Raw genomic sequence first — 17,292 nt, forward strand, 5'->3', positions numbered from 1 at the left:
CGGTTTTTACCGCCGGCGCGGCTCAGCCCATCGCCGGCGGTCTACAAGGAGTATGTGTGGCGAAGAATTATTATGACATCACGTTGGCGCTGGCAGGTATTTGCCAGGCCGCCCGTCTGGTTCAGCAACTGGCGCATCAGGGACATTGCGATAGCGACGCCCTGCACGTTTCGCTGAACAGCATCATCGATCTCAACCCGGATTCAACGCTGGCGGTGTTCGGTGGCAGTGAAGCCAATCTTCGCCTCGGGCTGGAAACGCTGCTCGGCGTGCTCAATAGCGGCAGTCGTCAGGGCCTCAACGCCGAGCTGACCCGCTACACTTTAAGTCTGATGGTGCTGGAACGTAAGCTTGACGGCAGCAAAGGGGCGATGGATACCCTCGGTAACCGCATCGCCGGCCTGCGTCGTCAGCTGGAGCATTTCGATCTGCAATCAGAAACGCTGCTCAGCGCCATGGCGGGGATCTACGTTGACGTCATCAGTCCGCTGGGCCCGCGTATTCAGGTAACCGGCTCCCCCGCCGTGTTGCAAAGCCCGCAGGTACAGGCGAAAGTGCGCGCCTCGCTGCTGGCAGGCATTCGCGCCGCCGTGCTCTGGCACCAGGTAGGCGGCGGGCGGATGCAGCTCATGTTTTCTCGTAATCGTCTGGTTAACCAGGCCAAACAAATTCTTGCTCATTTAACCCCGGAGTTGTGATCTATGGAATTATCCTCACTGACCGCCGTTTCCCCTGTCGATGGACGCTACGGCGATAAAGTCAGCGCGCTGCGCGGTATTTTCAGCGAATTCGGTTTGCTGAAATTCCGTGTACAGGTTGAAGTACGTTGGCTGCAGAAATTAGCCGCGCACGCAGCGATCAAGGAAGTTCCTGCTTTTGCTGCCGACGCAAACGGTTTCCTTGATAAAATCGTTGCTGACTTCAGCGTTGAAGATGCGCAGCGCATCAAAACCATCGAGCGCACCACCAACCACGATGTGAAAGCGGTAGAATATTTCCTCAAGGAAAAAGTGGTCGATATCGCCGAACTGCACGCGGTCTCCGAGTTCATTCACTTTGCCTGCACCTCCGAGGATATCAACAACCTCTCCCACGCCCTGATGCTGAAAACCGCACGTGATGAAGTGGTGCTGCCTTACTGGCGCCAGCTGATTGACGCGGTGAAAGCGCTGGCGATTCAGTATCGCGACGTTCCGCTGCTGTCCCGTACTCACGGCCAGCCGGCGACGCCGTCGACGATGGGTAAAGAGATGGCAAACGTCGCTTATCGCATGGAGCGTCAGTATCGCCAGCTGAACCAGGTGGAAATTCTGGGCAAAATCAACGGCGCGGTCGGCAACTATAACGCCCACATCGCCGCGTACCCGGAAGTGGACTGGCATCAGTTCAGCGAAGAGTTCGTCACCTCGCTGGGGATCCAGTGGAACCCGTACACCACGCAGATTGAGCCGCATGATTACATCGCCGAGCTGTTCGACTGCATCGCGCGCTTCAACACCATCCTGATCGATTTCGATCGCGACGTCTGGGGTTATATCGCGCTTAACCACTTCAAGCAGAAAACCATCGCCGGTGAAATCGGTTCTTCCACCATGCCGCATAAGGTTAACCCGATCGACTTCGAGAACTCCGAAGGCAACCTGGGCCTGGCCAACGCCGTGATGCAGCACCTCGCCAGCAAACTGCCGGTCTCCCGCTGGCAACGCGACCTGACGGACTCAACCGTCCTGCGTAACCTCGGCGTGGGTATTGGCTATGCGCTGATCGCATACCAGTCCACCCTTAAAGGCGTCAGCAAACTGGAGCTGAATGGCGATCGTCTGCTGGACGAACTGGACCATAACTGGGAAGTGCTGGCGGAGCCGATTCAGACCGTGATGCGCCGCTACGGCATCGAAAAACCGTACGAGAAGCTGAAAGAGCTGACCCGCGGTAAGCGCGTTGATGCCGAAGGTATGCAGCAGTTCATCGACAGCCTGCCGCTGCCGGAAGACGAAAAAGTTCGTCTCAAAGCGATGACCCCGGCCAACTACATCGGCCGCGCGGCCACCCTGGTTGACGAACTGAAGTAAGCCTCTCCCGACCCTCTTTCCCCCGGAAAGAGGGTTACTTACCGCCATCAACGGCGAGACTGACGCTGACCATCGCCGACTTCGCATCGCCAATGCCCTATGGGCTATCCGCATAGCCTCGTCCACTCCAGCGCCGCCTGGCGTTCTGGCGTCATTTCCATGCCATCTTTTTTCACGCAGTCTCGGTTTGGCCGGTTCTTAAGCCGCTACGAAGGGGCAAAATACGCAGGTAAAACACGTTGCCAGGGTCAACCAAAAGCGCTGGCACATATTCCGTCTCATCCCTGACGCCAGGCGCATCTTCGATGGTTTATTCGGCCGGGCGCTCGTATGGCTGGCAACGTGGGGCTAAACTTGCCAATATATCCCCACCGCAGGCATCCCTTTTTTGTTGTCGAATGAAAGGATGACCGAAATGGGGCGGCTGGCTGAGTGACAAAGAAAGCCGTTCATTAACAGCTGTTTAAACTCAGTATAGATAATCAGCGCTACACTACTCAAAACGAAAATGAAAGGGAGAAAAGGCATGCGCGTACTCGTCGTTGAGGATAACGCTTTACTGCGCCATCACCTGAAAGTTCAGCTCCAGGAGTTAGGCCACCAGGTCGATGCCGCAGAAGACGCCAGGGAAGCGGATTATTACCTGGGCGAACACGTGCCGGATATCGCCATTGTCGATCTGGGCCTGCCTGATGAAGATGGCCTGTCACTTATTCGCCGCTGGCGTAGCCACGAGGTCTCGGTTCCGGTGCTGGTGCTGACCGCGCGCGAGGGCTGGCAGGATAAAGTCGAAGTGCTGAGCGCCGGGGCGGACGATTACGTCACCAAGCCGTTCCACATTGAAGAGGTCGCCGCCCGAATGCAGGCGCTGCTGCGTCGTAACAGCGGTCTGGCATCGCAGGTGATCTCCCTTCCCCCTTTCCAGGTCGATTTATCGCGCCGCGAGCTGTCGATCAACGATCGGCCGATTAAGCTGACGGCGTTTGAATACACCATTATGGAAACGCTGATCCGCAACCGCGGCAAAGTGGTCAGTAAAGATTCGCTGATGCTACAGCTGTATCCCGATGCCGAGCTGCGCGAGAGCCACACTATTGACGTGCTGATGGGGCGACTGCGGAAAAAAATCCAGTCCCAACATCCGCATGACGTCATTACTACGGTGCGCGGCCAGGGCTATCTCTTTGAACTGCGCGGATGAAAGGTCCGCTACGGCATATTTTGCCGCTTTCCCTGCGCGTTCGCTTTCTGCTGGCGACGGCTGCCGTGGTGCTGGTGCTTTCGCTGGCCTACGGCATGGTGGCGTTAGTCGGCTACAGCGTCAGCTTTGATAAAACGACATTCCGCCTGCTGCGCGGCGAGAGCAACCTGTTCTATATGCTGGCGAAGTGGGAAAACAACCGCATTGACGTCGATATTCCTGAAAATCTCAACATGCAGAGCCCGACGGTCACGCTGATTTACGATGCCAAAGGCAAACTGCTGTGGATGCAGCACGATGTCGCGTGGCTGGCAAAACGCATTCAACCCGAATGGCTGAAAAGCAACGGCTTTCACGAGATCGAGTCCGACGTCGGCAGCAGCAGCATGCTGCTGCGCAATAACCACCAGGTACAGGAGGAGCTCGATGCCCTCCGCCAGCAGGACGACGGTTCGGAAATGACCCACTCGGTGGCGATCAATATCTATCCGGCAACCGATAAGATGCCGCAGCTGAGTATCGTGGTGGTCGACACCATTCCGGTCGAGCTTAAACGTTCCTACATGGTCTGGAGCTGGTTTGTTTACGTGCTGGTCGCCAATCTGCTGCTGGTGATTCCGCTGCTGTGGGTCGCGGCATGGTGGAGCCTGCGTCCTATTGAATCGCTGGCGAAAGAGGTTCGCGAGCTGGAGGAGCACCATCGTGAAATGCTCAATCCGGACACCACCCGCGAACTGACGCGGCTGGTCAGCAATCTCAACCGGCTGCTGAAAAGCGAGCGTGAACGCTATGACAAGTACCGCACCACGCTGACCGATCTCACTCATAGCCTGAAAACGCCGCTGGCGGTGCTGCAAAGCACGCTACGCTCCTTGCGCAGCGAGAAGATTGGCGTCAATGAGGCGGAGCCGGTGATGCTCGAACAGATCAGCCGCATCTCACAGCAAATCGGCTACTATCTGCACCGCGCCAGCATGCGCGGCGGCGGAACCCTGCTGAGCCGCGAGCTGCACCCGATCGCTCCGCTGCTCGACAAGCTAACGTCGGCGCTGAACAAGGTTTATCAGCGCAAAGGGGTTAACATCACCCTCGATATCTCGCCGGAAATCAGTTTTGTCGGCGAGCAGAATGATTTTATGGAAGTGATGGGTAACGTGCTGGATAACGCCTGTAAATATTGTCTGGAGTTTGTCGAAGTTTCCGTGCGCCAGAGCAACGACAATCATCTGCATATTCTGGTGGAAGATGACGGTCCAGGCATTCCCCGCAGCCAGCGTAGCGCCGTGTTTGACCGCGGGCAACGTGCCGATACGCTACGTCCCGGTCAGGGGGTGGGGCTGGCCGTCGCACGGGATATCGTCGAGCAGTACGATGGCGATATCCTCACCGGAGATAGCCTGCTTGGCGGAGCCTGTATGGAGGTGATTTTTGGCCACCAGCTGCCGGATGATGCGGAAAGCTAAGCGAGCCGTTCCCATAGCAAGCGGCAACTTGTGAGCGGGGAGCACAATCACCGCCAACAAAGAGGCAGTTTGAAGGATGACGTGTATAATCCCAAACAGACACCTGCTGTGGAATAAAAAAAATGGATTATCAATTAACGCTTAACTGGCCTGACTTTATCGAACGCTACTGGCAAAAACGCCCGGTGGTACTGAAGCGCGGCTTCGCCAATTTCGTCGATCCCATTAGCCCGGACGAACTGGCCGGGCTGGCGATGGAAAGTGAAGTCGACAGCCGCCTGGTCAGCCATCAGGACGGAAAATGGCAGGTCAGCCACGGTCCGTTTGAAAGCTACGATCACCTGAGCGAGAACAACTGGTCGCTGCTGGTACAGGCGGTCAATAACTGGCATGAGCCGACGGCGGCGCTGATGCGCCCCTTCCGCGCCCTGCCGGACTGGCGTATTGACGATCTGATGATCTCCTTCTCTGTGCCCGGCGGCGGCGTGGGGCCTCATCTCGATCAGTACGACGTCTTTATCATCCAGGGTACCGGTCGCCGCCGCTGGCGCGTAGGTGAAAAAGTGCCGATGAAACAGCACTGTCCGCACCCGGACCTGCTGCAGGTCGATCCGTTCGAGGCCATTATCGACGAAGAGATGGAACCGGGCGACATTCTCTATATTCCGCCGGGTTTCCCGCATGAGGGCTATTCGCTGGAAAACTCGCTGAACTATTCGGTGGGCTATCGTTCGCCGAACGCCCGTGAGCTGTTCAGCGGCTTTGCCGATTATATTCTGCAGCGTGAACTGGGCAGCCAGCGCTATGCCGATCCGGACGTACCTGCGCGCGACCATCCGGCGGATATATTACCGGTTGAGCTGGATCGTCTGCGGGACATGATGCTGGGGCTAATTAACCAGCCAGAACATTTTAAGCAATGGTTTGGCGAGTTTATTACCCAGTCCCGGCATGAGCTGGACGTCGCCCCGGCGGAGCCGCCGTATCAGCCCGATGAGATTTACGACGCCCTGCAACAGGGTGACAAGCTGGTACGCCTTGGCGGGCTGCGCGTGCTGCGTATTGACGGCGAAGTGTTCGTCAACGGCGAGCAGATTAACTCGCCGCATCGCCCGGCTCTGGACGCCCTGGCAACGCATCTGTCGCTGAACGCAGATCATTTCGGCGATGCGCTGGAAGACCCGTCGTTCCTCGCGATGCTGGCCGCGCTGGTTAACAGCGGCTACTGGTTCTTCGAAGACTAACCTCCGCCCCCCGGCTTGCGGCGCGCTGCGCCTTAGCCGGGCTACAGGTACAGCGCTATCCGACTGCTTTAATGCCGTTATGTAGCCCGCACAAACGTAGCGCCACCCGGGAAATCTCTCAGCCACCGCGCTGCGCCGTCAGCTCGGCAATGCGCACAATGACCTGTACCGCCTTCTCCATCCCTTCCAGAGTGATGAACTCATGTTTGCCATGATAGTTATACCCGCCGGTAAACAGGTTCGGGCACGGCAACCCCATAAAGGAAAGCTGGGCTCCGTCGGTACCGCCGCGAATCGGCTTCATCTGCGGCGCAATATCGCAATCCACCATCGCCTGGCGGGCAATCTCCACCACGTGCGGATGCGCCATCACTTTTTCATGCATATTGTAGTAACTGTCCTCAATGGCCAGCTCAATATAGCAATCCGGGTGCAGCCCCTTACCCACCTTTTTAGCAATCTCCATCATTTTGCGTTTGCGGGCTTCAAACTGTTTGCGCTCAAAATCGCGGATGATGTAATGCATCTCGGCGCGGTCGACCGTCCCTTTTATACTCGTCAGATGGTAAAACCCTTCATAGCCGGCGGTGGTTTCCGGGGCTTCATCGGCGGGCACTTCGGCATGAATGCGCGCCGCCAGCGAGAGCGCATTTACCATCACCCCTTTAGCCGTGCCCGGATGGACATTATTCCCTACGATCTTGATAGTCACCGACGCCGCGTTGAAGTTTTCGAACTCCAGTTCCCCCACGCCACCGCCGTCAACGGTGTAGGCCCAGCGGGCATCAAAGGCGGCGACGTCGAAATATTTCGCCCCTTTCCCCACCTCTTCGTCCGGGGTGAAGGCGACGCGGATATCACCATGAGGAATATTTTTCGCCTGCAGCGTCGCCAGCGCGGTCATGATCTCGGCAACACCCGCCTTGTCATCGGCGCCCAGCAGGGTTTTACCGTCAGTGGTAATCAAGGTTTGCCCCAGCAGCTGATGCAGCACCGGGAACATCACCGGCGAAAGTACCTCATCGCCGATCCCGAGGGCGATATCGCCGCCGCGGTAGTTTTCCACGATTTGCGGATTAACGTTCTTACCGCTGAAATCAGGCGCGGTGTCGACGTGGGAAATGAAGCCAATGGCCGGAATATCGCCGGCGACGTTTGCCGGCAGGGTTGCCATCAGCGTTCCTTTGTCACTTAGCGTCACGTTAACCAGACCCATTTCTTTCAGCTGCGCCTGCAGCACGCGTAACAGCTTCCACTGCCCTTCCGTACCAGGAACCTGACGCACGCCTGGTTTCGACTGCGTGTCGAAAGAAACGTACTGTAAAAAACGCTCAAGCAATTTATCCATGTAGCCACCCTCTTCTTTTGTGACAACATTATTCATAAGCCCGAAAAGACAAATATTGCGTCAGGTCATTTTTAACCCGGCAAATAAGAATTTAATCCATAAACTAGCGTAATGTTGTAAAGGTTATGTATCTCTATACAACAAGGATTGGCGATCGTAAGCGTTTGCCGTAGAATGCTGGCCCTTATTAATTATGTGCAACCCGAAGGTGGTTAACCACAAACCCCGCACCGGTCAGTCCTCCGCTGCGTCTACATGGGACAGAGTCAAAAATTGAATATACAACCGCGTTCGCTTTCGCCGCTGGTACAACTGGCGGGAATTCGCAAAAGCTTTGATGGTAAAACGGTCATCGCCGATCTTAATCTGACCATCAACAACGGTGAGTTTCTCACCCTGCTTGGCCCCTCTGGCTGCGGTAAAACCACCGTTCTTCGTCTTATCGCCGGGCTGGAAAATGTCGACAGCGGGCAAATTCATCTCGAAGACCACGATATCACCCATGTTCCGGCGGAAAACCGCCACGTCAACACCGTCTTTCAAAGCTACGCCCTGTTTCCCCACATGAGCGTGTTCGAAAACGTCGCCTTCGGTCTGCGTATGCAGAAAACCCCGGCGGCGGAAATCACCCCGCGCGTCCTCGATGCCCTGCGCATGGTCCAGTTGGAGGAGTTTGCCCAGCGTAAGCCGCATCAGCTGTCAGGCGGCCAGCAGCAGCGCGTCGCTATCGCCCGGGCGGTGGTCAATAAACCGCGTCTGCTGTTGCTGGATGAATCGCTGTCGGCGCTGGATTACAAGCTGCGTAAACAGATGCAAAACGAGCTGAAAGCGCTGCAGCGCAAACTCGGCATCACCTTTGTTTTCGTCACCCACGATCAGGAAGAGGCCCTGACCATGTCTGACCGTATTGTGGTAATGCGCGATGGCAAAATTGAGCAGGACGGCACCCCGCGCGAAATCTACGAAGAACCCAAAAACCTGTTCGTCGCCAGTTTTATTGGCGAGATCAACATTTTCAGCGCCACGGTGATTGAGCGTCTTGACGAGCAGCGCGTTCGCGCCCGCGTCGAAGGCCGCGAATGCAATATCTATGTGAATTTCCCGGTCGCTCCGGGGCAGCGGCTGAACGTTATGCTGCGTCCGGAAGATCTGCGCGTCGATGAGGTCCACGACAGCAGCGATGCCGATGGCCTGATCGGCTATATCCGCGAACGCAACTATAAAGGTATGACCCTGGAATCGGTGGTCGAGCTGGAAAACGGCAAAATGGTGATGGTCAGCGAATTCTTTAATGAAGACGACCCCGATTTTGACCACCCGCTGGACCAGAAGATGGCGATTAACTGGGTAGAAAGCTGGGAGGTTGTGCTGGCTGATGAAGAACACAAGTAAATTCCAGAATGGGGTGATCGCCACCATCGTGGGTTGGCTTGTGCTATTCGTGTTTCTGCCCAACCTGATGATCATCGGCACCAGCTTTTTGACCCGCGACGACGCCAGTTTCGTCAAAATGGTCTTTACGCTGGATAACTACGCGCGTCTGCTGGATCCGCTCTATTACGATGTACTGCTGCACTCGCTGAATATGGCGCTGCTGGCAACTCTCGCCTGCCTGGCGCTCGGCTACCCCTTCGCCTGGTTTCTGGCCCGGCTGCCGGAGAAGGTGCGGCCGTTGCTGCTGTTTCTGCTGATCGTTCCGTTCTGGACCAACTCACTGATCCGCATCTACGGATTGAAAATCTTCCTCAGCACCAAAGGCTATCTCAATGAGTGTCTGCTGTGGCTGGGGATTATCGATACGCCGCTGCGCATCATGTATACCCCGTCGGCGGTGATTATCGGCCTGGTCTATATCTTGCTGCCGTTTATGGTCATGCCGCTGTACTCCAGCATTGAGAAGCTCGATCGCCCGCTGCTGGAAGCGGCAAAAGATCTCGGCGCCAGCAAGCTGCAAACCTTTGTCCGCATCATTCTTCCGCTGACCATGCCGGGCATTATCGCCGGCTGCCTGCTGGTGATGCTCCCGGCAATGGGCCTGTTCTACGTCTCTGACCTGATGGGCGGGGCGAAAAACCTGTTGATCGGTAACGTGATTAAGAGCCAGTTCCTGAATATCCGCGACTGGCCGTTTGGCGCTGCGACCAGCATTACGCTGACGCTGGTGATGGGCCTGATGCTGCTGATTTACTGGCGCGCGGCGCGGTTATTGAACAAGAAGGTGGAGCTCGAATGATCGGTCGACTGCTGCGCGGCGGCTTTATGACCGCCATTTACGCTTATCTCTACATTCCGATTATTATTCTGATCGTTAACTCGTTTAACAGTTCGCGTTTCGGTATTAACTGGCAGGGTTTTACCGGTAAATGGTATGGCCTGTTAATGAACAACGATAGCCTGCTGCAGGCGGCGCAGCACTCGCTGACCATGGCGGTGCTGTCGGCGACCTTTGCGACCCTGATCGGCTCGCTGACCGCCGTGGCCCTCTACCGCTATCGTTTTCGCGGTAAGCCGTTCGTTAGCGGAATGCTGTTCGTCGTGATGATGTCGCCGGATATCGTGATGGCAATTTCCCTGCTGGTACTGTTTATGCTGATCGGCATTCAGCTGGGGTTCTGGTCGCTGCTGTTTTCGCACATAACCTTCTGCCTGCCCTTCGTGGTGGTGACGGTCTATTCGCGCCTCAAAGGGTTCGACGTGCGGATGCTGGAAGCGGCGAAAGATCTTGGCGCCGGCGAGCTGACGATTCTGCGGAAAATTATTCTGCCGCTGGCGCTGCCGGCGGTCGCCGCCGGATGGCTGCTGAGCTTTACGCTGTCGATGGATGATGTGGTGGTCTCGTCGTTCGTGACCGGTCCCGGTTACGAGATCCTGCCGCTGAAGATCTATTCGATGGTCAAAGTGGGGGTATCGCCGGAAGTGAACGCCCTGGCGACCATTCTGTTAGTTCTGTCGCTGGTGATGGTCATCGCCAGTCAGTTGATTGCACGTGATAAAACTCAGGGGACGTTAAAATGAAAAAATGGTCACGCCACCTGCTCGCAGCGGGCGCTCTGGCAGTGGGTATCAGCGCCGCGCATGCGGACGACAGCAAAACGCTCTATTTCTATAACTGGACCGAGTATGTGCCGCCGGGCCTGCTGGAGCAGTTCACCAAAGAGACCGGCATCAAGGTTATCTATTCCACTTACGAGTCGAATGAAACCATGTACGCCAAACTCAAAACCTACAAAGACGGCGCCTACGATCTGGTGGTCCCGTCCACCTATTTCGTCGATAAGATGCGTAAAGAAGGGATGTTGCAGAAGATCGATAAAAGCAAGCTGACGAACTTCAGCAACCTCGATCCGCAGATGCTGAACAAACCGTTCGATCCCGGCAACGATTATTCGATTCCCTATATCTGGGGAGCCACGGCGATTGGCGTCAATAGCGAGGCGATCGATCCGAAAACCGTCACCCGCTGGGCCGACCTGTGGAAGCCGGAATATAAAAGCAGCCTGCTGCTGACCGACGATGCGCGGGAAGTGTTCCAGATTGCATTACGCAAACTGGGCTATTCCGGCAACACCACCGACCCGAAAGAGATTGAAGCGGCCTACAACGAGCTGAAAAAATTGATGCCTAACGTCGCCGCATTCAACTCCGATAACCCGGCGAACCCGTATATGGAAGGCGAAGTGAACCTCGGGATGGTGTGGAACGGTTCTGCCTGGGTCGCCCGGCAGTCCGGCACCCCGCTGGAAGTGGTATGGCCGAAAGAGGGGGGCATCTTCTGGATGGATAGTCTGGCCATTCCGGCGAATGCTAAAAACGTCGACGGTGCGCTGAAGCTAATTAACTTCCTCCTGCGCCCCGAAGTGGCAAAACAGGTAGCTGAGACCATCGGCTACCCGACGCCAAACCTCACCGCGCGCAAGATGTTAAGCCCGGAAGTCGCCAACGATAAGTCGCTCTATCCGGATGCCGAAACCATCGGGCAAGGCGAATGGCAAAACGATGTCGGTAGCGCCAGCGCCCTGTATGAAGAGTATTACCAGAAGCTGAAAGCCGGACGTTAATCCTTTCAGGCGGAGCTTCGCTCCGCCCTTTTTGACTGATTGCCGCTGGCGCAGGGGGCATAAGGTACGGCACTAACGTCGTGCGATTCAGCCCGCCTCTCCCCCGTCGCCCAGCAAAATCTGGCCAAATTCGGCGCGCAGCCGGTTCTTCAGCACCTTGCCGGTCGCGCTGACCGGTAAACTATCAATGAACAGGATCCGGTCAGGGAGCTGCCATTTCGGCACCCGCTCCTGATACCAGGCCAGCAGCTCCGCTTCTTCGATTTCACCGCCCTCCTCCCGGACGCACAGCAGCACCGGACGCTCGTCCCAGCGCCGATGGCGCGCCGCAATCGCCGCCGCGCTGCGGATCGCCGGATGGCGGCGGTTATTCCACGCCAGGGTGCCACAGCGGGCTCCCGCGGGGATCGCCAACCGGGTCATGGCCGACGCCAGACGCCGCGCATTTTCAGCTACCTGCCCCCAGCTGCTGGACTCCTTTTCCCCTGATGTTGCGACCGAGACAATCTCCGTATCGCGATGATAGCGCGCGGCGTGTTCGATTAACGCCCGGGTGGTTAAATCCTGATACATCATCGGTTGATGCATGACTGATACTCCGCGACTGGCTGATAGCAGGGTGTCTGAAATGAACTATCCCTAAATCTGGCAGCAAGTCGGGCAATCGACCAAAAAAGAGGGGCAATTTTTTGCGCTCACGCACAACAATCGGCGCCTTCTGGCACGGAATGTGATGGCAGATAGCTTTTACCAGCCAGCTGGCTGCAGAAAAGCCGCAGAGACGGGACCGGCGCCGTGGCCGGTAAAACGCGGTTGGGCCCGCAGGCCGAACAACGTCGGATCGCCCCCGCGGGCGGCCCTCCGGCGCTGGTCGGCGTCAGCAGTAAAAAACGCGGCGTTAAGCGATCAGAGATCTTTTAACAGCTGGTCGATGAACGCCGGGACCACCTGGCTTGCCGGACCGTAGTGTTTCTCGGCAAATTCGCTTCCCACCTGGCTGGGTTCAAGGTTTAACTCCACCGTGTGGGCCCCCTGCAGACGAGCCTCGTGCACAAAGCCCGCCGCCGGATAGACATGCCCCGAGGTGCCAATAGCGATAAAAATATCGGCCTCGGCGAGGGCGCTGTAGATGTCATCCATGCCCAGCGGCATCTCACCAAACCAGACCACGTGCGGGCGTAACGGCGACGGGAACTGACAGCAATGGCACTTATCATCCACCGTGACGTCGCCGGTCCATTCCAGCACCTGCCCGCTCCACGCACAGCGCACCTTCAGCAGTTCGCCGTGCATATGAATCACCCGGCGGTTCCCCGCCCGCTCGTGCAGGTTGTCGATATTCTGCGTCACCAGCAGAAAGCGATCGCCCAATATCTCTTCCAGCCGCGCCAGCGCCTGATGCGCCGCATTGGGCGCGATGTCCGGCCCCTGCAGCTGGCGGCGGCGGGCGTTATAAAACGCCTGCACCAGCGCGGGATCGCGTGCGAAACCTTCCGGCGTCGCCACGTCTTCAACCCGATGTTCTTCCCACAGCCCATCGGCGGCGCGGAAGGTTTTGATCCCGGACTCTGCCGAAATACCCGCGCCGGTCAGCACCACTACCCTTGGTTTTTCCATCGTTTGCGGAGCCACCCTATCCTCTTTAAAGAAAATCCGCTGGCGCAGACGTTCACGCAAGCGGCGTTTATTGCGGCGAAAACGGCTCAATCGATGTAAGCGGCGCGACAACATAGCTACCCCTGTGATTAATGAGTCAAATGAAGGAAGGCCGCACCGCGCATCCCTCCGGCATCGCCGTGACGCGCGCGCTCAATGCGCGGCACCCGGGCAACCGGGAGTAAATGTCGCGGCAGGCGCTGCGCCAGCCCTTCGCTTATGGCAGTAAAGTTAGACAATCCTCCGCCAAGCACCAGCAGATCCGGGTCAACAATGGTTAAAATATTCCCCAGGCACACCGCCAGCAGATCGAGATAGCGTTCGACGTGCTCACGCGCCCGCGCGTCATTCTGCTGCCACAGCGCGACAATGTCAGGGGAGGTTAAGGCGTGTTGATAAAAATGTTGATACAGCCAGGCGAAGCCGCGGCCGGAGAGATAGTTTTCAATGCAGCCCAGTTGGCCGCAGCCGCAGCGGGTAAGCGGGAAATCACGCCCCACCACCTCCAGCGCATCCACCGGCAGGCGGATATGACCAAACTCACCGGTAATATAGCTATGCCCGGTAATCGATTTACCGTTAAGCACAAGCCCCCCGCCGACGCCGGTGCCGAGAATCAGCCCCATCACCAGCGGATATTGCGTAAATTCATCGTCCCACGCTTCGGAGAGGACAAAACAGTTGGCGTCGTTATCCAGACGGACTTCGCGTCCCAGGCGGGCGCTCAGGTCGGCGCGTAGCGGTCGGCCGCTGGCGGCGGGAACGTTGGCGGCATACAGCGTGCCGTCCGCCGTCTCCGGCATTCCCGGAATGCCTATCCCCACCGTTCCCTGGCCGTCAAAGCGGCTATCCGCTTCAAGCACCAGCGCCTCGACCGCCTGCAGAAACGTTTCATAGCTCTCTTTCGGCGTGGCGACGCGTTTTTCCCACCGTAGTCGCCGTTCGGTATCAAACACGCCCAGCGCGATCTTGCTGCCGCCGATGTCAAATCCGTAGTACATTCAGCAATTCCTCTTGTTAACCGGTAAAGCCGGTTATGACGATAAATTACTGGCCACTCAGCACCCTCGCCGGGTCAATGCGGCTGGCGCGGCGGGCGGGATACCAGCTGGCCAGCAAACTCAGCAACAGTGCCGTCACCAGCACATAAATAACATCCAGCCAGTGCAGTTCAGACGGCAGGAAGTCAATAAAATAGATGTCGCCGGATAGGAATTTGTGCCCAATCAGATATTCGAGGCCGTTAATGATAGCGGTCAGGTTCAGCGCGCACACCACGCCAATCACCACCCCGATCAGGCTACCGACCGAACCGGCAAGTAAGCCATACCAGACGAAAATCGCGCGGATCAGGCCATCTTTCGCCCCCAGGGTCCGCAGCACCGCGATATCGCCGCTCTTATCTTTCACCGCCATCACCAGCGTGGAGACGATGTTAAAGCAGGCCACGCCGATCACCAGCACCATCGCGAGGTACATGATGGCGCGGATCATCTGAATATCACGATACATATACCCGTAAGTGCCGATCCAGCTCTTAATATAAACGTAGCTGTTGGTCACCTCGCCCGCATCGCGCACCAGCGTGTTGGCGTGGAATACATCGGTGACTTTAATCGCAATCCCGGTCACGCTGCTACCCATATCGAGATACTGTTGGGCATCAACCATCGGGATCATGGCAAAACTGTGATCGAGCTGGCCGCTCAGCTGCAAAATCCCGCTCACATGCAGCCTGACGCGCTTCGGCTGCAGGAGCTGATGTTCGGCATCGGAATTGGGGATCATGATGGAAACCCAGTCGCCCTGCTTCACGTGCAGGGCGTCCGCCACCCCTTTCCCCAGAATGACCTGCTGCTCGCCTGCTTTAAAGCCGGCCCAGGCATTATTCTGCACAAAGTCAGGGAGCGAGCTCAGGCGGCTCTCCTGCTGCGGATCGACCCCTTTCACCTGAATCGCCCGCATATTGCTGCCGCTTTCCACCAGACCGGTAAAGTTAATATAAGGCGCGGCGGCAACAATGCCTTTCACCTTTTCAACCTTCGCCAGCGCCTCATTCCAGTTGTTCCACGGCTGCTTGACCGGCTCGATTTCGCCATGTGGAACCACCGCCAGGATGCGGTTATTCAGCTCGCGTTCGAAACCGTTCATCGCGCTGAGGCCGACGATTAACACCGCCACCCCGAGCGCAATGCCGATTGTCGAGATCACCGAAATCAGCGACACCATGCCGCCGCGTCGCCGCCCGCGGCTAAAGCGCAGGGCAATCAATAACGATAACGGAGAAGTCATTACCTGGCCCCCATCAGGGTCAGTTCCGCGTTCAGGTGACCATCACGCATCTCCAGCTGGCGGTTCAGCCGTTGTGCCAGCTGCAGATCGTGGGTGACCACCAGGAAGGCGGTACGCTGGGCAACGTTCAGTTCCCCCAGCAGCTGGAAAATACTGTCGGCATTGCGGGCATCAAGGTTACCGGTCGGCTCATCCGCCAGCACCAGACGCGGCTTGTTCACCAGCGCGCGGGCAATCGCCACGCGCTGCCGCTCACCGCCGGAAAGTTCTGACGGGCGATGGTTGCTGCGGTGTTCAAGTCCCACCGCATGCAGCATCGCTTTCGCCTGACGCTCAATGTCCGAGGCTTTCTGTTTGCCAATCAGCAGCGGCATCGCCACGTTTTCGAGGGCGCTAAAATCGGGCAGCAGGTGGTGGAACTGGTAGATGAACCCCAGCTCACGGTTGCGCAGGTCGGCGCGGGCGGCGGCCGAAAGCTTGCTCATCGACTGCCCGGAGAAGATCACCTCGCCGGAAGTCGGCGTGTCCAGGCCACCGAGCAGATGCAGCAGCGTACTTTTACCGGAACCTGACGTCCCGACAATCGCCATCATCTCCCCTTCTTCAATGCTGAAGCTGACATTGTGCAACACGTCCGTTTGCACGTTGCCTTCCTGATAGCGTTTGCACAGATTGTCGCATTGCAGCAGGATCTTATTCATAACGTAAAGCCTCAGCGGGTTGAGTGGCGGCAGCGCGCCAGGAAGGATACAACGTTGACAACAATGCCAGCACCATCGCCACCAGCGCGATAATTGTCACCTGTAGCGGTTCGATCGCGACCGGCAGCGCGGCGCCGTCAAGGAACGCGCCGATAATCGGCATTAAATTATTTAACTGGCTGGCGAGCAGCACGCCGAGCCCGGTGCCAAGCAGCGCGCCGACTATCCCGGCGCTGGCCCCCTGCACCATAAACACCAGCATAATCTGCCGCGGCGTCAGCCCCAGGGTTTGCAGAATCGCCACCTCGCCCTGTTTTTCCATCACCATCATCCCCAGGGAAGTGATGATGTTAAACGCGGCAACGGCGATGATCAGACTCAGCAGCAGACCCATCATATTTTTTTCCATGCGCACGGCCTGGAACAGCTCGCCTTTACGCTCGCGCCAGTCCTGCCACTTCGTGCCCTGCGGCAGGGCCTGCTGGCTGAGGGTATCGACCTGCAGCGGCTGATTGAGCCACAGACGCCAGCCGGTAATGTTGCCCAGCGGATAGCGCATCAGGCGCGAAGCGTCATCGATATTGGTCAGCATCTGATAGCCGTCCACTTCGCTATTGGCGGCAAAGGTGCCGATGACGTTAAACAGACGTTGGCTGGGCACGCGGCCCATCGGCGTGAACTGGCTGGCGGAAGGCACCATCACGCGGATCCGATCCCCGCGATTGACCCCTAGCTGGCCGGCCAGCTGCTCGCCAAGAATGACATTATATTTCCCGGCCTGCAGATCGCTTTGTTTGACATTGACAAGGAACGGCGTCAGCGGATCTTTTTGCGCCGGATCGATCCCCAGCATCACGCCGACCGCCACGCTACGGGCGCTTTGCAGTACCACATCCCCGGTGGTTAAGGGCGCGACCCGGGTGACCCCCTGCAGTTTGACGGCGCTTTCCGGCAGCTGCTGCGGGTTAACCGAGCCCTGCTGGGCGCTAAGAATGGCCTGCGGCATCAGCCCCAGGATGTTGTTCTGCAGCTCACGCTCGAAGCCGTTCATGACCGAAAGCACGGTGACCAGCGCCATCACGCCAAGCGTAATGCCGATGGTGGAAAGCCAGGAAACGAAACGACCGAAGCGGTCGGCTGCGCGCCCGCGCATGTAGCGAAGGCCGATAAAGAGTGCGGCAGGTTGATACATGTAATCCATCTGGTTGCTGATAGCCGATGCACGAGTATATATGGCATAGCACAACGCGTAAATCA

Annotated in this window: 15 protein-coding genes and 1 pseudogene; 9 read left to right on the top strand and 7 right to left on the bottom strand. The window is 57.5% G+C overall.

Annotation, left to right across the window (positions count from 1 at the left end; genetic code table 11):
- Positions 1–56: 56 nt before the first annotated feature.
- The 5 genes from hflD to EDF73_RS05355 all read left to right on the top strand — a co-directional run bounded on the left by hflD (position 57) and on the right by EDF73_RS05355 (position 5,980).
- Complete coding sequence (gene hflD / locus EDF73_RS05335; protein ID WP_004860640.1) at positions 57–698, top strand: high frequency lysogenization protein HflD; 642 nt, start codon at positions 57–59, stop codon at positions 696–698.
- A 3-nt stretch (positions 699–701) separates the two neighbouring features.
- Positions 702–2,072: an adenylosuccinate lyase gene (gene purB, locus EDF73_RS05340; protein WP_132726760.1), complete on the top strand. Its 1,371-nt coding sequence runs from the start codon at positions 702–704 to the stop codon at positions 2,070–2,072.
- 526 nt (positions 2,073–2,598) lie between these two features.
- A complete protein-coding gene (gene phoP / locus EDF73_RS05345; protein WP_132726764.1) occupies positions 2,599–3,273 on the top strand; it encodes a two-component system response regulator PhoP in 675 nt (224 codons plus the stop codon).
- Entirely contained in the window at positions 3,270–4,736 is a 1,467-nt protein-coding gene (phoQ, locus tag EDF73_RS05350; RefSeq protein ID WP_132726767.1) for a two-component system sensor histidine kinase PhoQ, read from the top strand. Before phoP ends, phoQ begins: the two co-directional genes overlap by 4 nt.
- Positions 4,737–4,858: 122 nt before the next feature.
- A complete protein-coding gene (locus EDF73_RS05355) occupies positions 4,859–5,980 on the top strand; it encodes a cupin domain-containing protein (protein ID WP_132726770.1) in 1,122 nt (373 codons plus the stop codon).
- Between the two features lie 118 nt (positions 5,981–6,098).
- Here the strand turns inward: EDF73_RS05355 and pepT are convergent, their stop codons facing one another.
- Positions 6,099–7,328 (bottom strand): peptidase T, encoded by a 1,230-nt coding sequence (pepT, locus tag EDF73_RS05360; protein ID WP_132726773.1) that lies wholly within the window; start codon positions 7,326–7,328, stop codon positions 6,099–6,101.
- Positions 7,329–7,583: 255 nt separating this feature from the next.
- Between pepT and potA the strand changes: the two genes are divergently transcribed.
- The 4 genes from potA to potD are packed head-to-tail and all read left to right on the top strand — an operon-like array spanning position 7,584 to position 11,386.
- Complete coding sequence (gene potA, locus EDF73_RS05365; RefSeq protein WP_132726775.1) at positions 7,584–8,720, top strand: spermidine/putrescine ABC transporter ATP-binding protein PotA; 1,137 nt, start codon at positions 7,584–7,586, stop codon at positions 8,718–8,720.
- Positions 8,704–9,561 carry a spermidine/putrescine ABC transporter permease PotB gene (potB, locus tag EDF73_RS05370; RefSeq protein ID WP_132726778.1) on the top strand — a complete coding sequence of 286 codons (858 nt, stop codon included), beginning with the start codon at positions 8,704–8,706 and terminating at the stop codon, positions 9,559–9,561. Before potA ends, potB begins: the two co-directional genes overlap by 17 nt.
- Positions 9,558–10,343: a spermidine/putrescine ABC transporter permease PotC gene (gene potC / locus EDF73_RS05375; protein WP_132726781.1), complete on the top strand. Its 786-nt coding sequence runs from the start codon at positions 9,558–9,560 to the stop codon at positions 10,341–10,343. The genes potB and potC overlap by 4 nt, the downstream gene beginning before the upstream one ends.
- Positions 10,340–11,386 (top strand): spermidine/putrescine ABC transporter substrate-binding protein PotD, encoded by a 1,047-nt coding sequence (potD, locus tag EDF73_RS05380; protein WP_132726784.1) that lies wholly within the window; start codon positions 10,340–10,342, stop codon positions 11,384–11,386. The genes potC and potD overlap by 4 nt, the downstream gene beginning before the upstream one ends.
- Positions 11,387–11,473: 87 nt before the next feature.
- On the opposite strand, the pseudogene EDF73_RS05385 reads toward potD, so the two are convergent.
- From EDF73_RS05385 to lolC, 6 genes and pseudogenes are all read right to left on the bottom strand, one after another.
- Positions 11,474–11,746: pseudogene (locus EDF73_RS05385) on the bottom strand (long-chain fatty acid--CoA ligase); the annotation flags it as partial.
- Between the two features lie 546 nt (positions 11,747–12,292).
- On the bottom strand, positions 12,293–13,117 hold the full coding sequence (cobB, locus tag EDF73_RS05390; RefSeq protein ID WP_132726787.1) for a Sir2 family NAD+-dependent deacetylase: 825 nt from the start codon (positions 13,115–13,117) through the stop codon (positions 12,293–12,295).
- A gap of 14 nt (positions 13,118–13,131) precedes the next feature.
- A complete protein-coding gene (nagK, locus tag EDF73_RS05395; protein WP_132726790.1) occupies positions 13,132–14,043 on the bottom strand; it encodes an N-acetylglucosamine kinase in 912 nt (303 codons plus the stop codon).
- 46 nt (positions 14,044–14,089) lie between these two features.
- Positions 14,090–15,334, bottom strand: coding sequence for a lipoprotein-releasing ABC transporter permease subunit LolE (gene lolE, locus EDF73_RS05400; protein WP_132726793.1), 1,245 nt, complete (start codon positions 15,332–15,334; stop codon positions 14,090–14,092).
- Positions 15,334–16,035 carry a lipoprotein-releasing ABC transporter ATP-binding protein LolD gene (lolD, locus tag EDF73_RS05405; RefSeq protein WP_132726796.1) on the bottom strand — a complete coding sequence of 234 codons (702 nt, stop codon included), beginning with the start codon at positions 16,033–16,035 and terminating at the stop codon, positions 15,334–15,336. Before lolD ends, lolE begins: the two co-directional genes overlap by 1 nt.
- Positions 16,028–17,227: a lipoprotein-releasing ABC transporter permease subunit LolC gene (gene lolC / locus EDF73_RS05410; protein ID WP_132726798.1), complete on the bottom strand. Its 1,200-nt coding sequence runs from the start codon at positions 17,225–17,227 to the stop codon at positions 16,028–16,030. The genes lolD and lolC overlap by 8 nt, the downstream gene beginning before the upstream one ends.
- Between the last annotated feature and the right edge of the window lie 65 nt (positions 17,228–17,292).

This window comes from Klebsiella sp. BIGb0138, from assembly GCF_004342285.1.
Taxonomy (GTDB): domain Bacteria; phylum Pseudomonadota; class Gammaproteobacteria; order Enterobacterales; family Enterobacteriaceae; genus Klebsiella.